The following is a 20,163-nucleotide window of genomic DNA, read 5'->3' on the forward strand; positions in this document are numbered from 1 at the left end:
CCCGGCGAGGTTTTCGGCAACGCGCCGCTGCCACCGCGCGCAATTTCGCCCTGACAGTCCCACATCGCCGTGCTAGAGGCGACATCGTGACTCTGTACAGACTCGAAGGGGAAGACATGACCAAGACCCTGCTCCACCTGTCCCTGACCGCGCTTCTGGCGCTCTCGACCGCCGCGGGCGCGCAAGAGACCACCACCGACGGCGAGGTCACAACGGACGGCCAAACCACCACCGACGGCGCGGCCGCAGCCGGTGACGCGGACGGGCCGTCGGCCCCCGTGGCCGGGCTCGACACCGGGCGCGAAATAGCCGAGGAGAGCCAAGCATATATCAAGGAAACCCATGACGACTGGTCGGTGCGCTGCTTCCCCACCGAGGGCGGCGAGGATATGTGTCAGATGTATCAACTCCTGACCGAGTCCGAGGGCAACCCGGTGGCCGAATTCACGCTCTACCGCCTTGAGGGGGCCGGCAATATCGTGGCGGGGGCCACCATCGCCGTGCCGCTCGGCACGCTGCTCACCGAAGAGGTGAAGCTCTCGGTCGATGACGGCAAGGCCAAGAGCTACGCGTACTCGTTCTGCACGATGGGCGGCTGTTTCGCGCGGATCGGGCTCACGGGGCCCGAGGTCGAGGCGCTCAAGAAAGGCGCGCAAGCCCAGATCGAGATTGTTCCGGCGCAGGCACCCGACCAGAACGTCAGCATCGACGTCTCGCTCTCGGGGTTTACCGCGGCGTATAATGCCGCCTCGACGCTGGACAAGTGACCCGCCAGGCAATGGCGCTCAGGCAAACCGCCTGAGCGCCAGCACCGCGTTCAGCCCGCCAAAGGCAAAGGCGTTCGATAGCGCCACCTCGACGTGGGCCTCGCGCGCCTCGTTCGGCACCACGTCGAGCGCGCATTCGGGGTCCGGCTCCTCGTAGCCGATGGTCGGCGCGATCACCCCGTCGCGCAGCGCCATGATGCAAGCCAGAAGCTCGACCGCGCCAGTCGCGCCAATGAGATGCGCGTGCATCGACTTGGTGGACGAGATCATCAGCCGGTCGGAATGGGCACCGAACACGTCGGCCACCGCCGCGCATTCGGTCTTGTCGTTGGCGGCGGTGCCGGTGCCGTGGGCGTTGATGTAGCCCACCTCTTCGCGGTCCACCCGCGCATCGCGCAGCGCGCCCGCCATCGCCCGCGCCGCGCCCTGCTTCGACGGCATCACGATATCGGCGGCGTCAGAGGTCATGGCAAAGCCGATCACCTCGGCGAGGATTTCGGCGCCGCGCCGTTTCGCGTGCTCCAGTTCCTCGAAGACATAGACCGCCGCGCCCTCGCCCTGCACCATGCCGTTGCGGTTGGCCGAGAACGGGCGGCAGGCGTCGCGGCTCATCACGCGCAACCCCTCCCACGCCTTGACCCCGCCGAAACACAGCATGGATTCCGAGCCACCCGTCACCATCACCGGGGTGATCCCGCCATGCACCATCTGGAACGCCTGCGCCATCGCGTGGTTGGACGACGCGCAGGCGGTGGAAACAGTGAAGGTCGGCCCCTTGAGATTAAACTCCATCGACAGGTGCGAAGCGGCAGCGTTGTTCATCAACTTCGGGACAACAAAGGGATGGACGCGGTTCTTGCCCTCCTCGTAGACCGAGCGGTAATTGTCGTCGAGCGTGGTCATGCCGCCGCCCGAGTTGCCCAGGATCACGCCCGCCCGCGCCGCAAGCTCGCCCTTGAACTCGAGCCCCGCCTGCGCGATCGCCTGCCGGGCGGCGACGAGCGTGAACTGCGTGAACCGGTCGTAGAGCGCGAGTTGCTGGCGGTTGAACACCGTTTCGGGATCGTAGCCGCGCACCTGCCCGCCGATGCGGATGGACAACCGCTCGACATCGCGGAACTCCAGCTCGCCGATACCGCAGCGCCCCTCTCGCATGGCCTCCAGCGTGGCGGGCACATCGGCACCGAGGGGGTTGATCGTGCCCGCCCCGGTGATGACGACGCGCGTCACGTCTGCTCCGCGATCAACCGCTCGATACCCGCGACGATGGCGCGGACTGAGGAGATGTCGAAATCGCTCTTGTCCGGCTCGTTGGCGTTGAACGGCACCGAGACGTCGAACGCCTCCTCGATGGCGAAGATGCTCTCGACCAATCCGAGGCTGTCGATGCCCAGATCCTCCAGCGTGCTGTCTAGGGTGACGTCGGCGGGCTCCAGCACCGCCTGTTCGGCGATGATCTCTATGACACGATCCTGAATGGTGCTCATGGCATGGTCTTTCCGTTTGCGCCCCAAGGGGGCTGTCTCAGCTCTTCTGCGACAGGTCTGTAACGGTTTTTTTAAGACCAGAGACATCCTCGAACAATCTTTTCAGGCGGCGAAAGCCCTTGAACACCTCTACCGTGGTTTCCATCTTCATCGCCGGATAGCCAAGCATCATTCGTCCGGCGGGGATATTGGACAGAACGATCGTGCCACCGCCGGTGATGACGTTGTCACCGATGAAGATGTTGTCGCTCACGCCGGTCTTGCCCGCGAGCACAACGTTGTTGCCGATCCGCGTCGATCCGGCGATCCCCACCAGCCCGCATAGCAGGCAATCGCGCCCGACAATGACATTGTGGCCGATCATCACCAGGTTGTCGATCTTGGTGCCGTCGCCCACGGCGGTGTCGCGGATGGTGCCGCGGTCGATGGTGCAGTTGGCGCCAAGCTCGACGTCGTCGCCGATGGTGACGCCACCCAGCGAATGGATGCGGGTCCAGCTCTGCGCCTGCGCCCCGTCGATGTCGCCCAGCGTGGCGCGCCCCTGCTCCACCGCCGAGGTTTCGGGGGTGACATAGGAGAACCCGTCGCCGCCCACCACGCAGCCCGGCTGCGCGATGAACCGCGCGCCGATGCGGACCCGCGCGCCGATGCGCACGCCCTCGCGCAGGAACGCGCCCTCGCCCAACACCGCGTCAGTGCCGACAAAGGCTTGGGGGCCGATCACCGATCCCGCGCCGATGCGCGCGCCGCCGCAGATCACGGCGAGCGGCCCCACCGCCACGTCGGGGGCAAGCTCTGCCTCCGGGTCGATCACCGCCGAGGGGTGGATGCCGCCGCCCCAGCCCTGTCCGGGATCGAGCAGTTTCGTCAGCCCGGACATCACGTAGCGCGGGCGCGGCGCAACCAGCGCCGCCTCAAGCCCCATCGCCTGCCAGTCGGCCCCGTCCCAAACCACCGCAGCGCGCGCACGACCCTTCGCCAGTCCCTCGGCATAGTCGGGCTTCATCGCCAGGGCGAGATCAGCAGGGCCCGCATCGGCAGGCTCGGCCACGCCGTCCACCGCGATCTCCGTCGCCCCGAAGGCGCGCGCGCCGAGCGCCCGGGCCACCTCTTCTATACTGTAGGACATGCGCCACCTCTTCTGTCGGAGAGGTATTTAGCTCCGATGCGCGCGCAGTGAAACCCCTGCCCGTTCCAGCGCCTGCCAGATCCGCGCATCGCGTCCGTAGACATCGTCGCGATACTGCGTGCGTCCACCTGCACGCGTGATCGCGGTACGATAGATCAGGTGCACCGGCACGGGCTGTTCGAGGTTAATCTGCGTCTCGCGCCCGGTGTTGAGCACGGCATGAAACCGGCCCTTGGGATCGGCTTCCTGCGGGGCGAGCAGCATGTAGGCAAAATCGAAGGGCTGTTGGAGCCGGATGCAGCCGTGGCTGAAATCGCGTTTCTCGCGGTCGAACAGGTGCTTTTGCGGCGTGTCGTGCAGGTAGATGTTGTACTTATTGGGAAACATGAACTTCACCAGCCCCAAGGCGTTGCGCGTCGATGGCGGCTGCTTGAGCCGGAAGGGAAAGCTGCGCGCCGAATAGGCGTTGAAATTCACCGCGCTGCGGGGCACCACGCGGCCCCGGCTGTCATAGAGCCGCAAGTGCCCGGCAGCGTTGCGGTTGGCCTGCATCTGCGGCAGGTATTCCTTGACCGTGATCGACCGGGGTACGTGCCAGGTCGGGTTGACGATCATGTGCTCCATCTCGTCGGAAAACTCCGGGCTGCGCCGTCCGCCCGCGTTCTTGCCGACCACCGCCCGCGTCTCGAAGGTGACACTGTCGTCATCGAGGATGCGGGCGCTGAAATCGGCGAGGTTGACAAGGATATGGCGCGCACCGCGCTCGGCGGGCAGCCAGCGCTCGCGCTCCATCGCCACGAGCACCGAGGCAAGCCGTTCCTCGGCTGAGACGTTGAGCGCGGCGATCGTCGAGGGCCCGGCGATCCCGTCGGTCTCCAGCCCGTGATCGGCCTGGAACGCCTGCACGGCAGCCTGTATCCGTCCGTCGAAACGCGCGGTCGCGCTCCGCGCAAGAAAGCCCTTCGCGACCAGCCGATCGCGCAGCGCAATCACCGCCGCGCCAGCGTCGCCCGGCTCTAGCTTGCCGCCGGGCACGACAGGGCCCCAGCCGCCCCGTGCGATCACCCCTTCCAGCCGGAGCCGTTCCTTCATCAGGCGGCGATACGCGTTGGTCTGTGGCGGCAGCCCGCGCAACACAGCGCGCGGGTCGCCCTGCATCATGTCGGCCAGCAGCGCGCCCGCCGCCCGACGGGGCACGCTACGCTTGATGTCGCTGTCCACGCGGCCCGGCACCAGCACGCCCGACTGCACGTCGCGCGCATAGGCGAGGTAGGCGCGGCTCAGCGCCACCTCGACTTCGCCCATCTCGCGCGTCGAACGGATATCGGCCATGCGCGCCAGCAACGCAGCGCGACCGTACCGCCCCTCGGGCAACCCGTGCAGCGCCGCATCGTCCAGCGCGCGCAAGAGCGCCGCACGCCGCGCGCGGTGGGTGGCGTCATCGCCTGTCCAGACCGGGCGATAGTCGGTCGCGCTGTAGAATTCCGCGAGGTCGCGGTCGGTGCCCGCCGCCTCGGCCACAGCCTGACGGAAGGCCGAGTCGCGTGCGGCGTCGAGCGCCTTGGCCATAGCCCCTGCCATCACCGCCGGGATCACCGTCGGCACCGCAGTCTGCGCGCCCTCGGCCCGCGCCACCGGCGCGCCAGCGGCTCCCGCCAGCCACAGGCCGAGCCCGATCCCGAGCCACGTGCGAGACAAACCCTCTGGCATCTCAATCCCCTTCAAACAAACCGACCATCTTCATGTTAGCCAACGAAATTATAGCCAAGAATATGGAAATATCTCAATTCTTCCCTAACACTTTCGCGTCACAGGGAAGAAAATCGGCGTGAAGCGGGGATGATCGGGCGGCGGGGTCGCATTTTGGCCACGCATTTCGCAAAGATGCGCGAAATCCCGCCGAAACCCTTGCGCGTGACACAATATGTCGAATCGGGGGTTGGTTGATGATTCTCGATATGCCATAAAATCCGTACATCTGGGGACAGCACGGGTCGCGCTAAAGCGGCTCAAGGCAGGCGACGGGACAGGCGCACTTATCAATGGCAGACTTCAGCTCGACGGGAATTTCACGGCGCGGCTTGCTTGCGGCTTTCGCCGCGACGGCGATTACCGCAGCCCCGACTTTCACCAATGCGGCCGGTTTCCTACGGGGTGCCGGCGATATCCGGCGGCTTCGGATGGTGTCGCCACGCACGGGCGAACGGCTCGACACGATATACTGGGTCGAGGGCGACTACATCCCCGAGGCGCTCAATGAAATCACGCTTTTCATGCGCGACTGGCGCACCGATCAGACCCGCGTGATCGATCGCCGCACCGTCGACATCATGGCCGCCAGCCACAACCTGCTCGATGTGAACGAATCCTACACCCTGCTCAGTGGGTACCGCAGCCCGCAGACCAACGCCATGCTGCGCCGCCGCTCCAGCGGGGTGGCCAAGAATTCGCGCCACATCATCGGTCAAGCGGCCGATCTGCGCCTCGGCAGCCGCTCGGTCGAACAGGTGTACCGTGCCGCGCTGGCCTGTCAGGGCGGCGGTGTGGGCCGGTATTCGCGGTCGAATTTCGTGCATATGGATTGCGGCCCGGTGCGTTCCTGGGGCCGGTAGGCGATCATATGTCTGGCATGACGGCAAGGCGGCGCACAGGTGCCGCCTTTTTCGTTTGAGCGGAGCGCGATCACCCGGCCTCAGGTAGCCGAAGGCGGTAGGCCCCAAAGGATTGGTGCGGGTGGTCGGACTCGAACCGACACTCCTTGCGGAAAGGGTGTTTGAGACCCTCGCGTCTACCATTCCGCCACACCCGCGTCCGACCTGTCTCTAGCCGAGCCCGCGGCCCGCGTCCAGAGGCTGCATGCGCCTGTGAAAGGGCTTGACCGGACCGGGCGGCCATGCTGTTTCGGCGCAACCCGATCCCGAGGACAGCCGATGCTGCGCGCGCTCTACGACTGGACGATCCGCATGGCAGACCACCCGCGCGCGCTGTGGGTGCTCGCCGTCATCTCCTTCGCCGAAAGCTCGGTGTTCCCGATCCCGCCTGATGTGCTGATGATTCCGATGATCCTCGCACGGCCCTCGCGGGCGTGGCTCATCGCCGCCGTTGCGCTGGTCTCGTCTGTGTTGGGGGGGATGCTGGGCTATGCCATCGGCGCCTTCGCCTACGACAGCATCGGACAGCCGATCCTCGCCGCCCTCGGCAAGGGCGAGGCGATGGACGCTTTCAACACGCGGTTCAACGATTTCGGCTTCTGGGCGGTGCTGACGGCGGGCGTCACGCCCTTCCCCTACAAGGTCATTACCATCATGTCGGGCTGGACGGGGATGCCGCTCGGCACCTTTGTCGCCACCTCTATCCTCGCCCGCGCAGTGCGTTTTTTCCTCGTAGCGGGGCTGTTGTGGAAGTTCGGCGCTCCGATCCGCGATTTCATCGAGCGCCGCCTCGGGCTTTTGACCATCGTCTTTGTCGTGCTGCTGTTTGGCGGCTTTCTCCTTACGCGCTATCTGTGATGCCATGACCAGACAAAAAACCCTCATCCTCCTCGCCGCCAGTGGCTCCGCCGCGCTCTTGCTGGGCGCGCTGGCGTTCCAGCATCTGGGCGGCATGGCGCCATGCAAGCTATGCATCTGGCAGCGCTGGCCGCACGGCGCGGCCATTGTCCTCGGACTTGTGGCGCTGGTGGCGTGGCCCGCGTTGATGGCGGCGCTCGGCGCGCTGGCGGCGCTCGCCACCGCCGGAATCGGCGGATACCACACGGGCGTCGAGCGCGGCTGGTGGCTGGGGCCCTCGGATTGCACGGGCGGCCCGGTGGGCGGCATGAGCAGCGAGGACCTGTTCGACCAGATCATGGCCGCGCCACTGGTGCGCTGCGACGAGGTGCCGTGGGAGATGTGGGGCCTGTCGATGGCAAGCTGGAACATGGTGGTGTCGCTGGGCCTCGCCGCAATCTGGGTGATGGCGCTGCGCGCGCGCTGAATGTCGGGATAAGGAGGGCGGCTGGTCTGATGCAGCGTCGGGCAGGACGCGCATTGGGACCAGGCTGCAAGCGTCCGCTCGAAGCCATCCGACACCCCCTACCCCCCCGATTTCCACGTATTGAGCAGCAGGCTCGTCTCGGAACTCGCGATGCCGTCGAAGCGGCGGATCTGCGCCAGCACCCGGTCGAGCGCCTCCAGCGTGTCGGTGCCGATCTCCACGATCAGGTCCCAGCGCCCGTTGGTGGTGTGGATTGCACGCACCGCCGCAAGCCCGCCCAATTGGCGGATGATCCGCTCGGTGCCGCGCCCCTCGATCCCCAGCATCATCAGCCCGCGCACCGGGTCGCGTAGCGTGTCGCCGCGGAGCACCACGGTAAAGCCGACGATCTCGCCCTTCGCCTGAAGCCGCTCGATCCGCGCCCGCACGGTAGTTCGTGACACGCCAAGGCCGAGCGCAAGATCGGAGAGCGAAGCACGCGCATCGTGGCGCAGCGCCGATAGCAGGCGTCGGTCCGTATCGTCCATATCGAAGCCTTTTGCATTCGTTTCGCAGGAACTACGCCCGATAAGTGCAAAATACCCGCTTCAAATCAACCCGATTCGGAGCCAAACCCTTCTCAAAGACACGAAGGAGACGCTTATGCCCCCCAAGGATATCTTGCTTGTCGGCGCGCCGGTCGACAGTGGCAAGGCCCGGCGCGGCTGCCTGATGGGCCCCGATGCCTACCGCACCGCAGGGCTCGCCGAACAGCTTGCCGAGCTTGGCCTCACCGTGCGCGATCTGGGCAACGTGAGGCCCGCCGACGCCACCGCCTCGCCGCAGATGCCCCCCCATGTGCACGCCCCCGCCGAGACCGCGGGCTGGACCGCGGCACTCACACAGGCCGGAGAAAGCGCCGCGGCGCAGGGGCTGCCCATCTTTCTGGGCGGCGATCACAGCCTGTCGCTCGGCTCCATCGCCGGCGTGGCCAACAACGCCGCCGCGGAAGGACGCCCACAATTCATCCTCTGGCTCGACGCGCACAGCGACATCCACACACCGCAAACTACCGGCTCTGGCAACCTGCATGGCACGCCCATCGGCTATGTCACCGGGCGCGAGGGATTTCACGGCTTCCCGTCCGTGGCCAACCCGGTGCCGCAGGAGAATATCTGCATGATCGGGCTGCGCTCGGTCGATGGCGCGGAACGCGAGACCCTCGCCGGGACCGCGATCCGCACCCACGACATGCGCGAAATCGACGAACGCGGGATCGCCCGCCCGCTGACCGAGTTCCTCGAGGATGTCGAGAATGCGCAGGGCGCGCTTCATGTCTCGCTCGACGTGGATTTCCTCGATCCCTCCTTCGCGCCCGCCGTGGGCACCACCGTGCCCGGCGGTGCCACCATCCGCGAGGCGCACCTGGTGATGGAGATGGTCAGCGACAGCGGCCTTCTCACCTCGCTCGACCTGGTAGAACTGAACCCGTTTCTCGACGACCGCGGCCGCACCGCACAGGTGATGGTCGATCTCGCCGCCTCGGCGCTCGGCCGCCGCGTCTTCGACCGCGTGACCCGCGCCTATAGCTGAGGAGAGACCCATGACAATTGCCCCCTCCGAGAAGGCCTACGTGCCCTTCGTCTCGGTCGATCACATGATGAAGCTTGTCCACCATATCGGCATGGAGCCAATGCTGCGCGGCCTGGCCGAGTACATCGAGGCCGATTTCCGCCGCTGGAACCTGTTCGACAAGACCCCCCGCATCGCCTCGCATTCCGAGGAGGGGGTGATCGAGCTGATGCCGACCTCCGACGGCGAGGTCTACGGGTTCAAGTACGTGAACGGTCACCCCAAGAACACCAAGGCCGGATTGCAGACCGTCACCGCCTTCGGGCTGCTGGCGAATGTCGGTAACGGCTACCCGGTGCTGCTGTCGGAGATGACCGTGCTCACCGCGCTCAGAACGGCGGCCACCTCGGCGATGGTGGCCCGCCACCTGGCGCCCAAGGGCTCCGACACGATGGCGATGATCGGCGCGGGCGCGCAGTCCGAATTCCAGAGTCTCGCGATGAAGGCGCTGGTGGGGCTGAAATCCGTGCGGCTCTACGACATCGACGCCGCCGCCACCAAAAAAGCCGCGCGCAACCTCTCGGGCATGGGGCTCGAGGTGGTGACATGCCGCAGCGCCGAGGCCGCGATGGAAGGCGCACAGATCATCACCACCTGCACCGCCGACAAGCAATACGCCACCATCCTCAGCGATAACATGGTCGGATCGGGCGTGCATATCAACGCCATCGGCGGCGACTGCCCGGGCAAGACCGAGCTGGCCCCGGCGATCCTGCACCGCTCGTCGATCTTCGTGGAATACCCCGAGCAGACCCGCATCGAGGGCGAGATCCAGCAGCTCGACGCCGATCACCCGGTGACCGAATTCTGGCGCGTGCTGGCGGGCGAGGTTCCGGGGCGCACGAGCGCGGAACAGATCACGCTCTTTGACAGCGTCGGCTTCGCCATCGAGGATTTCAGCGCCCTGCGCTATATCCGCGACCATATTGGCGGCACCGATTATTACCGCGATCTCGACCTGCTTGCCGACCCCGACGACCCGCGCGACCTCTTTGGCATGCTGATGCGCGCGGCTCGCTGAGCGCGGCTTGAACGGGGCGCCGCGTTCTGGCATAGGCACGAGGGCACCGATCGGATACGTTTCATGCCGTCACCCATCGTCACGTCCATTCCGCCAGTCTTCTCACGCAAGGACAGGGACGGGCATGAAATCGGCGACGATTACCTCGCGCGCTGCGTCCAGTCCTGGCGCGACTGCGGATTCGATCCCGTCACCGTCAATTCCGAGGCCGAGGAGCTGCACCCGCTCATCGCCGAACTCGGGGTGGAGGTGGTGCGCGTGCCGCGCGACGCAGCCGCGATCACGGGCCGCCCGCACGTGTTCCTCTCCGATCTTCTGGATGCCGCGCGCCGCGTCTCGACCGAGCGCGTGTTCATCGTCAACGCCGATATCGAGCTCGAGATGACCAACGCAGCGCGCGACCGGCTCGCCGCGCTCGGCCCGATGCAGGCCGTGGGCGTGCGGCGGCGCGATCACGACGGAGACAAGCGTCCCTCGGCCGCGCGCTACGATGGTGGGATCGACCTGCTGGGGGCGGGCCGCGACGCGCTCGACGGTCTGGACACGGGCGCGCTGATCTTCGGCATGCCGTGGTGGGATCACTACCTGCCGCTGGCGCTGCTCTGGCGCGGGGCGCAGCCCGTGCCTGGCACGGGCGTGACCGCCTGGCACCTCGACCACGAGGGGCGCTGGGACAAGCGACACCACATCCGCGCGGGGCAGGAATTCCTGAGGCTGCTCCGTGAGACACCGGCAGAAATGCGCACAGACCCGTGGGTCAGCGATCACGTCGCCGCGCTCTCGCGCATCGGGCGCGGACAGTACGGCGACACGGTACAGCGCCGGATCATGGCGCGCCTTCTCGCGCTGCTTTTGCCGGGTTCACGCACCCATATCCGCCGCGTGCTGCGTGCAGCGTCGCAAAGCAACACGGCCTTGCTAGACCGCATCGCCGGCACCGGATGAACGGAGGCGCCGGAATGCATTTTTTCATCGTGATTCCCGTTTTCAACGGCGGTGACAAGATCACCCGCACCATCGAGAGCCTGCGTGCACAGAGCGCGCTGGCCGAGGGCACGGCGCGGCTGTCGGTGCTGGTCATGGACGGGGCATCGACCGACGACACTTGTGCGCGCGTCGCGGCCCTCGACGATCCGCGCATCGAGATCGTCTCCGCGCCCGATGGCGGCATGTATGACGCGCTGGCACGGGGGCTGGCACGCGCGAGCGGGGACGTGACCGGCTATCTGCCCGCGGGCGAGGCGCTCGATCCGCACGCCTTTGCCGTGTCGGCGGAGGTGCTCACGCGCTATCCCGATATCGCGTGGATCACCGGGCAGGAGGTGACGCGCAATGCCGCCGGGCAGATCATCAACTGCCGTCTGCCCCACCCGTTCCTGCGGCGTTTCTTCGACTGCGGCATGTATGGCACGCGGCTCACCGTGCTTCAGCAGGAAAGCACGCTATGGCGCAGCGCGCTCAATGCCGAGGTTGATCGCGATCGCCTCGCCGCCTGCCGTCTGGCGGGCGATTACCTTCTGTGGCGCAGCTTCGCGCGGGACCACGAGCTCTACGTGATCGACACCCATATCGGCTCCTTCACCGTCGAGCCGGGACAATTGTCCAAGCAGGAGCCGGGGGCCTACCGGCGCGAATTGCGCGCCCTGCGCCGCCGCCCCGCCCTGTGGGAGCGGCTCGCCGCGCTGCTCTATCGCCAATACGTCAAGCGCACCCGTCCCGGACGGCGCGCGCGCCGCCTCGTCCGGTTCGATCACGGCGCGGGGGAATGGCGGTTGACAGGGCGCTGAGCGGGGCTGGGTCACGTCTGGCCCGTTCCCGCCTTCCGCTCATTGGCCCTGACGCGGACTCACACCACAAACCACCGCGCCTGCTCACGCCTCACCTTGCCGACCACGCGCGCAGTGCCCTATCATCGCTTGCATGTCGATCCTTTCCTCCTGTCGCACGCATCTACTGCTCATTGATTTCCAGGCGCGCCTCATGCCCGCCATCCATGAGGGTGAGAAGGTAACCGCGCGGGCGTCCAAGTTGCTTCGCGGGGCGCGGCTTATGGATGTTCCGCGCAGCTATACCGAGCAGATTCCCGAAAAGCTCGGCCACACCGTGCCGGACCTCGCTCCGCAGCCGGGCGAAGAGGTGCTGGCGAAATCCCGCTTCGACGCGTGCCCGGAGACCGGGCTCGCCACGCGGATCGCGCCCGGCAGCCGCATCGTCGTGGCGGGATGCGAGGCACATGTCTGCGTGCTCCAGACTGTGCTGGGGCTGATTGCGGCGGGGCGCGAGGTGGCGGTGGTCACGGACGCCACCGGGTCGCGCGCACCCGGCGACCGCGAGGCGGCGCTGGCGCGCATGACGCAGCAAGGCGCCGCGCTCGTGACCACCGAGATGGCGATATTCGAATGGTTGGGCGGGGCCGACCACCCACGCTTTCGCGAGGTGATCGCCCTGATCAAGTAGCGCTCAGGCGGCGCGGCGCGTCCGTCTGCGGCGCTGGCCGCCCGGCTTGGCACCTTCGCCCGCATGGGCACCGGGCTTGGACCCGCCGCCCCGACGCGGCCCACCGCCGCGGCCCGAAGGCTTGGCCTTGGGGTCGGGCAACACCTCCCAGGCACGGCCAGAGGCCACCGGGATGGTGGTGCCGAGGGCCTTCTGGATGTCCTTCAACTCGCCCATCTCGTCGGGGGCGCAGAACGCGATCGCCGTGCCCTCGCGCCCGGCGCGCGCGGTGCGCCCGATGCGGTGAACGTAGTTCTCGGCCACGTTGGGCAGCTCGTAGTTGTAGACATGGGTGACCGCCGGGATATCGAGCCCGCGTGCCGCCACGTCCGTCGCCACCAGCACCCGCACGCGCCCGTCGCGGAACGCGGCAAGCGCGCGCTCGCGCTGGCCTTGGCTCTTGTTGCCGTGGATTGCCGCCACCGCGAAGCCGGCCTGTTCAAGCCTGCGGGCAAGCTTGTCAGAGCCGTGCTTGGTGCGGCCGAAGACCAGCGCCAATTCGTCACGATGCTTGTCGAGGCACTCGATCAGCAGGTCGGGTTTCGCGGCCTTGGCGACGAAATGCACCGCCTGCGAGACCTTGTCGGCCGCCTTGCCCGGCGGGCTCACCTGCACGCGGCGGGGATTGCGCAGGTAGCTGGACGCGATCTCTTCCATCTGCTTGGGCATGGTGGCTGAAAACAGCATGGTTTGGCGCTCGGCGGGCAACAGCCCGGCGATGCGCCGCAACGCGTGGATGAAGCCCAGGTCAAGCATCTGGTCGGCCTCGTCGAGCACCAGGAACTCCGCCGCATCAAGGCGCAGCGCGCGCCGGTCGATGAGGTCGAGCAGTCGCCCGGGCGTCGCCACAAGGATGTCGGTGCCGCGCGCTAGTCGGTTGATCTGCGGATTGATCGAGGCGCCGCCGACCACGAGGCCGATCTTGATCGGGCTGTCCTTGACCAGCGTCATCAGCGCGTCGCGGATCTGGCCGGCCAGCTCTCGGGTCGGCGCGAGGATCAGGCTGCGCACCGCTTTGGGCTCGGGCCGGCCCGGCGCCTCCATCAGCCGCGTGACCAGCGGCAGGCCAAAGGCCATGGTCTTGCCGGTGCCGGTCTGCGCCAGCCCCATCACGTCATGGCCGTTAAGCGCATGGGGGATGGCGTGGGTCTGGATTGGCGTCGGCTCGGTGATGTTCTGCGCCACCAGCTTGGCGGTCAGCGACTTGGGCAGGCCCATTTCGTCGAAGAGGTTCAATTCGTGTCCTTTCGGGGGCCGGGGCATATGCCCAAAGCCCGGTGCAGGCGGTGCGGACACCGCCCGGTCGTCGTGGTTGCACCTGCCGAGCAAAGACGACGGGCCGATTGCCCCCCGACTTCCGACAGGTGTTTGGCCCCACGCGTGATTTTGGGAACATATCCGCGACATTTCATGAAGAACGCCCCCTCGGGGCCGTGCTGCTCACGCGGCAGGAAATGTCGGTTGCGTTGCATATGGCGGTGGGGCGAGGGGAAGTCAAGCGCCGCGCTTCCGTCTGCAGGGAAGAAAGGAAGCGAAATGGCCTGAAGGGGACCTTGAACCATCCGGTGATGAGCCGCGCGAGCGCCAGCCCGCGGGATGGTGATTCAACGGCTGGTCTACCGCACTTTATGTCCGAGTTCCCGCGAGATATCAGAGCTTTGCGCCAGCGTTACCCCATCGCCAGCCCGGGGGGCGGGCTGGCGCTCGCGCGGCGGCGTGCAAGCACGCCTTGTTCCGCGCGGGGCGCAGGAGGCGAATGGCAGGAATAGACCAATATCCGCACGCCCAGCGCCTTACCGCACCATCCACTTGCCATCGGGCCAGAACGCATGAAAGGCAAAGGCGAACATCACGTCATGGGGCACATCGCGCCCCTGCCCGTCGCTCACCCGCACGGTGCCCACCTCGCGACCCTCCGAGATGACGCCACGATCCAGCGCCGAGGCCTGACCTTCCTCCCAGCTAATGGCCACGCCTGCCTCGCGCACGCCGCCTTCGTCGCGGATGCGCGTCAGCGGCCAGGCCCGGTCGCCCACCCGCACCACGCGCTCCAGCGGCGGGATGCCATGCGGTGGGTTTTCGCCGTTGTAGAGGAAGGGCTGCGTGGATCTGTCATACCCGCGGTAGGGATTGCGCCCGTAGGAGCGGTTATAGGCGGGCTCGGCCATCACCAGCCCCTGCGGATTTCGCGCGCGGTACTGGTCCCAGCTTTCCATCCAGGTGGGCAGATGGCGCAGTTCGACCCCGGTCATCTCGCCGACGATCCCCCGGCCCACGGCCTGCTGCCACCAGCTCTGGGTCTGGCGGTCATACATCACCATGTCGGAATGGCGCAGCTTGCCCGAGACGCCGAAGCTCAGCACCCGGCCCTGCACCCGCCGGTCAAAGGTCATCCCCGAATTGCACAGCGGACAATACGTCACCGCCACGGGCACGTCGCCGACGGTGTCGTTCACGATTTCATGCCACATCAGGTAGCGGATCGGGTAGGCGCGCGGCTCGACCCCCTCGATCTCGACCGTGATGACCGGCTCGCGCCCCCGCAAGCCTGCTGCATCATCCGCACGCAGGAATTGCGGATCGTCGATGGCGGGGATGCCGTCCTTGGGCGGCCCGCCCGACATGATCTCGGACCAGTCGTCGATGCTGGTTCGCGAGAAATCGGTCTGCGGCCACTCGGCCTGCCATTGCGACGGGTTGGCATGGGCGAGCGGTGCACCGAGCAACAAGACCGCGAGAAGGGTAAAAAGGCGGGGCATCGGGGCGCGCCTCCACGCATGGACGTTAACACGAGGATGCGCACTTCGCAGGATTCGGACCAGCCCCACCCACGCGAATGTGAGTACCTGTCAGCGTCGCCTCGCCTCGGTCAGCGCCCGGTCCCAGAGCCGGTCACGCATGATCCGGCGCATGGCGCGCCTTAATTCGCCTGCCGCGTCGGTCTCGTAACAGCGTCCATGCGTGAGGATCAGCCGCTCCGGCCCCCAATCGAGCACCTTGTCGACCAGATCGCCTACCGCTCCGCGCCCGCCCAGGCGCCCCGTCAGGCCGGGTGGTGGCTTGCCATCGCTGTCGTCGATCCCCGCGAGCCAGACCAGAACCCGCGCCCAGGGTGGCAGCGGCGCGGTTTCGACCGCCATCACCAGCCGCGACAGGATCACCGACCGGCTCTCGCGGTGCAGGAACACGGTCTCGCAATCGGTGCCCGAGGCGCTGAGCGGACGGATCTCGCGTCGCCACGGGGCCTCGGACATCTCCGCCCCGCGCCACACCCGCGCCGCCGGATACGCGGCCTGCCAGTCGTCCAGCCACGGCAGGTCGGGCGCGGCGGGCACCACGAGATGCGCCACGCGGCCCTCGTCTTCCAGCCATGCCGCAAGGTCGGGCAAAAGCGGTCCCGGCGCATGAATCCACAGCGCCCCGCCCGATAGCCGCGCCACCACCGTGCGCAACGGCACCGGCACGCCCATCCGCCACTCCACATGCGCGCCCTCCAGCGCCCAGAGCCCAGGCGCAAGCGCGCGCGGCGCGGAGATGGGCACCGGCAGGCTCACTCGGTGACGGTGACTTTGGTCATCGCGTCGGGCCGCCCGATCACCGCGCCGTTCTGGCCGCGTCCGCGCTTGATGGCATCGACCACGTCCATCCCGTCGATCACGCGCCCGACGACGGTGTATTGACCGTTCAGGTGCGGGGCCGGGGCGAACATGATGAAGAACTGCGAATTGGCGCTGTCGGGATCGCGCGAGCGCGCCATGCCGATCACGCCGCGCTCGAACGGCTCGTCGGAGAATTCGGCCTTCAGATCGGGCCGGGCGCTCCCGCCCGTCCCCGCCATCGCCATGTCGCCACCCTCAAGACGGCCGAATTCGACGTCACCGGTCTGCGCCATGAAGCCGTCGATCACGCGGTGAAACACCACGCCGTCATAGGCCCCCTCTTCGGCCAGCGCGGTGATCTGCGCCACGTGGTTCGGGGCCACGTCCTCAAAGAGATCAACGATGACGGTGCCGTTGGCCTCGCCAGACACCTCGATCTTGAGGCCGGTCGCGCCTGCCGGTGCGCCAGGAAAGGCCATCAGCGCCGGGCCGGCCAGCAGGGTGACGGCAAGGACGAGTTTACGCATCGGCGGCCACCTTGACGCTGATCATCCGGTCGGGGTTGGCGGGCGGCTCGCCCTTGGTGATCGCATCGACATGCTCCATGCCGGAAATCACCCTTCCATAGACCGTGTATTGCCCGTTGAGGAAATGGTTGTCCTTGAAATTGATGAAGAACTGGCTGTTGGCGGAATTCGGGTTCTGGCTGCGCGCCGCGCCCAGCGTGCCGCGATCATGCGGGATCTTGGAGAACTCGGCCTTGAGATCGGGCAGATCGCTGCCGCCTGTGCCCGCGCGGCGCGGGTTGTAGTCGTTTTCCATGTTGGCATGCTGCACGTCGCCGGTCTGCGCCATGAACCCGTCGATCACGCGATGAAAGGCGACGTTGTCGTATTTTCCCGCACGCGCCAGCTCCTTCATCCGTTCGCAATGCCCCGGTGCAATCGCGGGCATGAGCTCGATAGTGACGGTGCCGTCCTTCAGCTCCATCAGGATGGTGTTCTCGGGGTCCTTGATCTCGGCCATCGGGCGCTCCTTTTTGTAAACTTCCCCGTTACCTAAGACGAACGCGTGCCGATGCCAAGCACGCAGGTTGACGCCGCCGCCCCCCCGCGCCAATAGGGGCACGACATACCGATCATCAGGGAGGCGCCCGCGCCATGAGCTGGAAAACCCTCGACGAGATGGAGATCGCGGGCAAGCGCGTACTGGTGCGCGTGGATATCAACGTGCCGGTCGAAAACGGCACGGTGACCGACGCCACGCGAATCGAGCGCATCAAGCCGACGATCCGCGACATTCTCGACCGCGGCGGCAAGCCCATGCTGATCGCCCATTTCGACCGGCCCAAGGGCAAGGTCGTGCCGGGCATGTCGCTGCGCGTCACGGTGCCCGCGCTCGAGGCGACCCTGGGCCGCACCGTGCGCCTGATCGAGACACTGGAGGGGGCCGAGAACCTCACCGAGGAGGCCCGTGCCGCCGACGTGCTGCTGCTGGAAAACATCCGCTTTCACCCCGGCGAAGAGGCCAATGACCCCGATTTCGCCGCCCGTCTCGCCGCGCTCGGCGACGTCTATTGCAACGATGCCTTCTCGGCGGCGCACCGCGCGCATGCCTCGACCACCGCGCTCGCGCACCTGCTTCCCGCCTGCGCGGGCCGCCTGATGCAGGCGGAGTTGCAGGCGCTCGAGGCGGCGCTCGGCAATCCGGCCCGCCCGGTGGTGGCGGTTGTGGGCGGCGCCAAGGTCTCGACCAAGCTCGATCTGCTGGGCAACCTCGTGGAAAAGGTCGATACCCTCGTGATCGGCGGCGGCATGGCCAACACCTTCCTCGCCGCGATGGGGCTCGACGTGGGCCGCTCACTCTGCGAGCGCGACATGGGTGCCACGGCGCGCGACATCATGCGCAAGGCCGGGGCGGCGGGCTGCGAGATCCTGCTGCCCGCCGATGTGGTGGTCGCGCGCGAATTCGCCGAGGGCGCACCGCACGAGGTGACTGGGGCCCATGCCTGCCCGCCCGACGCGATGATCCTCGACGCGGGCCCGCAGGCGGTGGCGCGCATCACCACGGCACTCGACGCCGCCAAAACGCTGATCTGGAACGGCCCGCTCGGTGCGTTCGAGATCGCGCCTTTTGATGCCGCCACCAACGCCGCCGCGCGCCACGCGGCCAGGCTCAGCCGCGAAGGGCGGCTTATCTCCGTGGCCGGCGGCGGTGACACCGTCTCGGCGCTCAACCGCGCCGGGGCGGCGAAAGATTTCACCTACATCTCCACCGCCGGCGGCGCGTTCCTCGAATGGATGGAGGGCAAGGACCTTCCCGGCGTTGCGGCGCTTCACGTCTGAGGCGGGCCGGCGGCGATGGATGCGCTCTGGTCCTTCCTGATCGCGGCCTTCGCGCTGACCGGCAGCCCCGGGCCCAACACGCTGAGCCTGGCCGGGGTCGGGGCCTCGTTCGGGCGGCGGCGCGGGGTGGCATATCTGATGGGGCTGACCATCGGCATGGTGCTGGTGATCGCGATTGTGGGGACCGGCATATCAGGGGCCATCATGACGCTGCCGGGAATTTCTCCGGTCGTGACCGGATTGGCCGCGGCCTATTTCCTCTACCTCGCCTGGCGCATCGCCACGGCGCCGCCCCTGCCGGAGATTGGCAGGCTGGCGCCTGAGGCCGGGCCTCGTTGGTACGAGGGAATCGTCCTGTCGCTGGCCAACCCCAAAGCCTATGCTGCGATGGCCGCGTTATTTTCCGGTCACGTACTGGTAGCCGGGAACGCCATGCGTGACGGGCTCTGGAAAGCCGGGCTCGCATTGGCGGTCATCTGCACGGTCAACATATTTTGGCTGTTGCTCGGCGCCGGGATGGCCGGGCTCATGCGCAGTCCCCGCACTGCGCGCGCCGTGAACATCGCCTTCGCTGTACTGTTGCTGGCCTCAGTTCTGATCGTGGCGGTGGGATAGCGCGGGTTTTCGCGTGCCAGTGCCAAACCCGGCGCGATGTTAGCGCCACCAGAATTGCAACGCTCCGCGCCCTCGCCTAGAAGCGGCACCAGCGCGGCACGGGGCCGCGCCCGGGACAGAACGAGGGCGGAGCATTTTCATGTCGAAAGCAGATCAAGCAGCCAGGATTCGCGCGGGCGAGGGGTTCATCGCCGCGCTCGACCAGTCTGGTGGCTCTACCCCCAAGGCGCTACGCCTCTACGGCATTCCCGATGACCGCTATTCCACCGAGGCCGAGATGTTCGACCTCGTGCACGCCATGCGTGCGCGCATCGCGCAGGCCCCGGCCTTTACCGGCGACAAGGTGCTGGGCGCGATCCTGTTCGAGATGACGATGGATCGCGAGATCGGCGGCAAACCGTCAGCGCGCTATCTGTGGGAAGAGCGGGGCGTCGTGCCGTTCCTCAAGGTGGACAAGGGGCTTGCGGAGCCCGAGAACGGCGTGCGCCTGATGAAGCCGATGCCCGATCTCGACGCTCTTCTGGAACGCGGCGCGGCGGCGGGCATCTTCGGCACCAAGATGCGCTCGGTCATCGACGCCGCCGATGCCACCGGGATCGCCGCCAACGTGAACCAGCAATTCGAGGTGGCGCACCAGATCCTTGGCCACGGCCTCGTGCCGATCATCGAGCCGGAAGTGACCATCTCCATCGCCGACAAAGCCGAGGCCGAAGAGGTGCTGCGCAGCGCGATCCTGGCACAGCTCGATGCGTTGCCGCAGGATCAGGAGGTGATGCTCAAGCTGACCCTGCCGGAGGCACCCAATCTCTACGAGGCGCTGGTCAATCACCCGCGCGTGCTGCGCGTGGTGGCGCTCTCGGGCGGTTACAGCCGCGACGAGGCCAACGAGCGCCTCGCGCAGAACCGTGGCGTGATCGCCAGCTTCAGCCGCGCGCTGACCGAGGGGTTGTCGGCGGATCAGTCCGACGACGCGTTCAACGCCACGCTCGCAGCCTCCATCGACAGCATCCGCGCGGCCTCGATGGCGGGTTAAGGGGCGCGATCCGCATCCAGGTGTGCGCGCGGAATTTTGAAAAAATTCCGGATAAGAAAATTTTAAATTTTCTTGGCCGTTGGCC

The 20,163-nt window shown here is 67.0% G+C and carries 22 protein-coding genes and 1 tRNA gene; 12 read left to right on the forward strand and 11 right to left on the reverse strand.

What is annotated here, in order from left to right; genetic code table 11:
* Nucleotides 1-116: 116 nt before the first annotated feature.
* Nucleotides 117-767, forward strand: coding sequence for an invasion associated locus B family protein (locus AC13D8_RS09535; protein ID WP_482968628.1), 651 nt, complete (start codon nt 117-119; stop codon nt 765-767).
* 18 nt (nt 768-785) lie between these two features.
* On the opposite strand, the gene AC13D8_RS09540 is transcribed toward AC13D8_RS09535, so the two are convergent.
* The 4 genes from AC13D8_RS09540 to AC13D8_RS09555 are packed head-to-tail and all read right to left on the reverse strand — an operon-like array spanning nt 786 to nt 5,093.
* Nucleotides 786-1,997 (reverse strand): beta-ketoacyl-[acyl-carrier-protein] synthase family protein, encoded by a 1,212-nt coding sequence (locus AC13D8_RS09540; protein ID WP_482968629.1) that lies wholly within the window; start codon nt 1,995-1,997, stop codon nt 786-788.
* Nucleotides 1,994-2,254, reverse strand: a complete 261-nt coding sequence (locus tag AC13D8_RS09545; RefSeq protein ID WP_482968630.1) for an acyl carrier protein — start codon at nt 2,252-2,254, stop codon at nt 1,994-1,996. Before AC13D8_RS09545 ends, AC13D8_RS09540 begins: the two co-directional genes overlap by 4 nt.
* A 37-nt stretch (nt 2,255-2,291) precedes the next feature.
* Nucleotides 2,292-3,383 (reverse strand): UDP-3-O-(3-hydroxymyristoyl)glucosamine N-acyltransferase, encoded by a 1,092-nt coding sequence (gene lpxD / locus AC13D8_RS09550; RefSeq protein WP_482968631.1) that lies wholly within the window; start codon nt 3,381-3,383, stop codon nt 2,292-2,294.
* A 27-nt stretch (nt 3,384-3,410) separates the two neighbouring features.
* Nucleotides 3,411-5,093 carry a L,D-transpeptidase family protein gene (locus tag AC13D8_RS09555; RefSeq protein WP_482968632.1) on the reverse strand — a complete coding sequence of 561 codons (1,683 nt, stop codon included), beginning with the start codon at nt 5,091-5,093 and terminating at the stop codon, nt 3,411-3,413.
* 332 nt (nt 5,094-5,425) lie between these two features.
* Here AC13D8_RS09555 and mepK point away from each other — a divergent pair, with 332 nt between their 5' ends.
* Nucleotides 5,426-5,995 (forward strand): peptidoglycan L,D-endopeptidase MepK, encoded by a 570-nt coding sequence (gene mepK, locus AC13D8_RS09560; protein WP_482968633.1) that lies wholly within the window; start codon nt 5,426-5,428, stop codon nt 5,993-5,995.
* A 113-nt stretch (nt 5,996-6,108) separates the two neighbouring features.
* Here mepK and AC13D8_RS09565 read toward each other — a convergent pair.
* A tRNA-Leu gene (locus AC13D8_RS09565) sits at nt 6,109-6,192 on the reverse strand.
* A 121-nt stretch (nt 6,193-6,313) separates the two neighbouring features.
* Here AC13D8_RS09565 and AC13D8_RS09570 point away from each other — a divergent pair.
* Both AC13D8_RS09570 and AC13D8_RS09575 read left to right on the forward strand, forming a co-directional pair.
* The gene (locus AC13D8_RS09570; RefSeq protein ID WP_129432175.1) at nt 6,314-6,892 is read left to right on the forward strand and encodes a YqaA family protein; all 579 of its coding nucleotides are present in this window, start codon (nt 6,314-6,316) and stop codon (nt 6,890-6,892) included.
* 4 nt (nt 6,893-6,896) lie between these two features.
* On the forward strand, nt 6,897-7,358 hold the full coding sequence (locus tag AC13D8_RS09575) for a disulfide bond formation protein B (RefSeq protein WP_129432174.1): 462 nt from the start codon (nt 6,897-6,899) through the stop codon (nt 7,356-7,358).
* 98 nt (nt 7,359-7,456) lie between these two features.
* Here AC13D8_RS09575 and AC13D8_RS09580 read toward each other — a convergent pair whose 3' ends face one another.
* On the reverse strand, nt 7,457-7,885 hold the full coding sequence (locus AC13D8_RS09580) for an Lrp/AsnC family transcriptional regulator (RefSeq protein ID WP_104017316.1): 429 nt from the start codon (nt 7,883-7,885) through the stop codon (nt 7,457-7,459).
* Between the two features lie 115 nt (nt 7,886-8,000).
* Between AC13D8_RS09580 and rocF the strand changes: the two genes are divergently transcribed.
* The 5 genes from rocF to AC13D8_RS09605 all read left to right on the forward strand — a co-directional run bounded on the left by rocF (nt 8,001) and on the right by AC13D8_RS09605 (nt 12,447).
* Nucleotides 8,001-8,930, forward strand: coding sequence for an arginase (gene rocF / locus AC13D8_RS09585; RefSeq protein WP_482968634.1), 930 nt, complete (start codon nt 8,001-8,003; stop codon nt 8,928-8,930).
* Nucleotides 8,931-8,940: 10 nt separating this feature from the next.
* Nucleotides 8,941-9,990, forward strand: coding sequence for an ornithine cyclodeaminase (locus tag AC13D8_RS09590; protein WP_482968635.1), 1,050 nt, complete (start codon nt 8,941-8,943; stop codon nt 9,988-9,990).
* 63 nt (nt 9,991-10,053) lie between these two features.
* The gene (locus tag AC13D8_RS09595) at nt 10,054-10,935 is read left to right on the forward strand and encodes a hypothetical protein (RefSeq protein ID WP_482968636.1); all 882 of its coding nucleotides are present in this window, start codon (nt 10,054-10,056) and stop codon (nt 10,933-10,935) included.
* Nucleotides 10,936-10,949: 14 nt separating this feature from the next.
* Entirely contained in the window at nt 10,950-11,777 is an 828-nt protein-coding gene (locus AC13D8_RS09600; RefSeq protein ID WP_482968637.1) for a glycosyltransferase, read from the forward strand.
* A gap of 133 nt (nt 11,778-11,910) precedes the next feature.
* Complete coding sequence (locus AC13D8_RS09605) at nt 11,911-12,447, forward strand: isochorismatase family protein (protein WP_482968638.1); 537 nt, start codon at nt 11,911-11,913, stop codon at nt 12,445-12,447.
* A gap of 3 nt (nt 12,448-12,450) precedes the next feature.
* Here AC13D8_RS09605 and AC13D8_RS09610 read toward each other — a convergent pair whose 3' ends face one another.
* The 5 genes from AC13D8_RS09610 to AC13D8_RS09630 form a co-directional block, all read right to left on the reverse strand.
* On the reverse strand, nt 12,451-13,722 hold the full coding sequence (locus AC13D8_RS09610) for a DEAD/DEAH box helicase (RefSeq protein WP_482968639.1): 1,272 nt from the start codon (nt 13,720-13,722) through the stop codon (nt 12,451-12,453).
* Between the two features lie 557 nt (nt 13,723-14,279).
* Nucleotides 14,280-15,245: a DUF3179 domain-containing protein gene (locus tag AC13D8_RS09615; protein ID WP_482968640.1), complete on the reverse strand. Its 966-nt coding sequence runs from the start codon at nt 15,243-15,245 to the stop codon at nt 14,280-14,282.
* Between the two features lie 90 nt (nt 15,246-15,335).
* Nucleotides 15,336-16,028: a DUF4336 domain-containing protein gene (locus AC13D8_RS09620; RefSeq protein ID WP_241691086.1), complete on the reverse strand. Its 693-nt coding sequence runs from the start codon at nt 16,026-16,028 to the stop codon at nt 15,336-15,338.
* 8 nt (nt 16,029-16,036) lie between these two features.
* The gene (locus AC13D8_RS09625) at nt 16,037-16,612 is read right to left on the reverse strand and encodes a peptidylprolyl isomerase (protein ID WP_482968641.1); all 576 of its coding nucleotides are present in this window, start codon (nt 16,610-16,612) and stop codon (nt 16,037-16,039) included.
* Nucleotides 16,605-17,111, reverse strand: a complete 507-nt coding sequence (locus AC13D8_RS09630) for a peptidylprolyl isomerase (protein WP_482968642.1) — start codon at nt 17,109-17,111, stop codon at nt 16,605-16,607. Before AC13D8_RS09630 ends, AC13D8_RS09625 begins: the two co-directional genes overlap by 8 nt.
* 134 nt (nt 17,112-17,245) lie before the next feature.
* On the opposite strand from AC13D8_RS09630, the gene AC13D8_RS09635 reads away from it, so the two are divergent.
* From AC13D8_RS09635 to AC13D8_RS09645, 3 genes are all read left to right on the forward strand, one after another.
* Complete coding sequence (locus tag AC13D8_RS09635) at nt 17,246-18,430, forward strand: phosphoglycerate kinase (RefSeq protein WP_482968643.1); 1,185 nt, start codon at nt 17,246-17,248, stop codon at nt 18,428-18,430.
* 15 nt (nt 18,431-18,445) lie between these two features.
* Nucleotides 18,446-19,045 (forward strand): LysE family translocator, encoded by a 600-nt coding sequence (locus AC13D8_RS09640; RefSeq protein ID WP_482968644.1) that lies wholly within the window; start codon nt 18,446-18,448, stop codon nt 19,043-19,045.
* Nucleotides 19,046-19,184: 139 nt separating this feature from the next.
* Complete coding sequence (locus tag AC13D8_RS09645; RefSeq protein WP_482968645.1) at nt 19,185-20,078, forward strand: fructose bisphosphate aldolase; 894 nt, start codon at nt 19,185-19,187, stop codon at nt 20,076-20,078.
* Nucleotides 20,079-20,163: the final 85 nt, after the last annotated feature.

The sequence above is a fragment of the Roseovarius sp. B-10 genome (assembly GCF_056859295.1).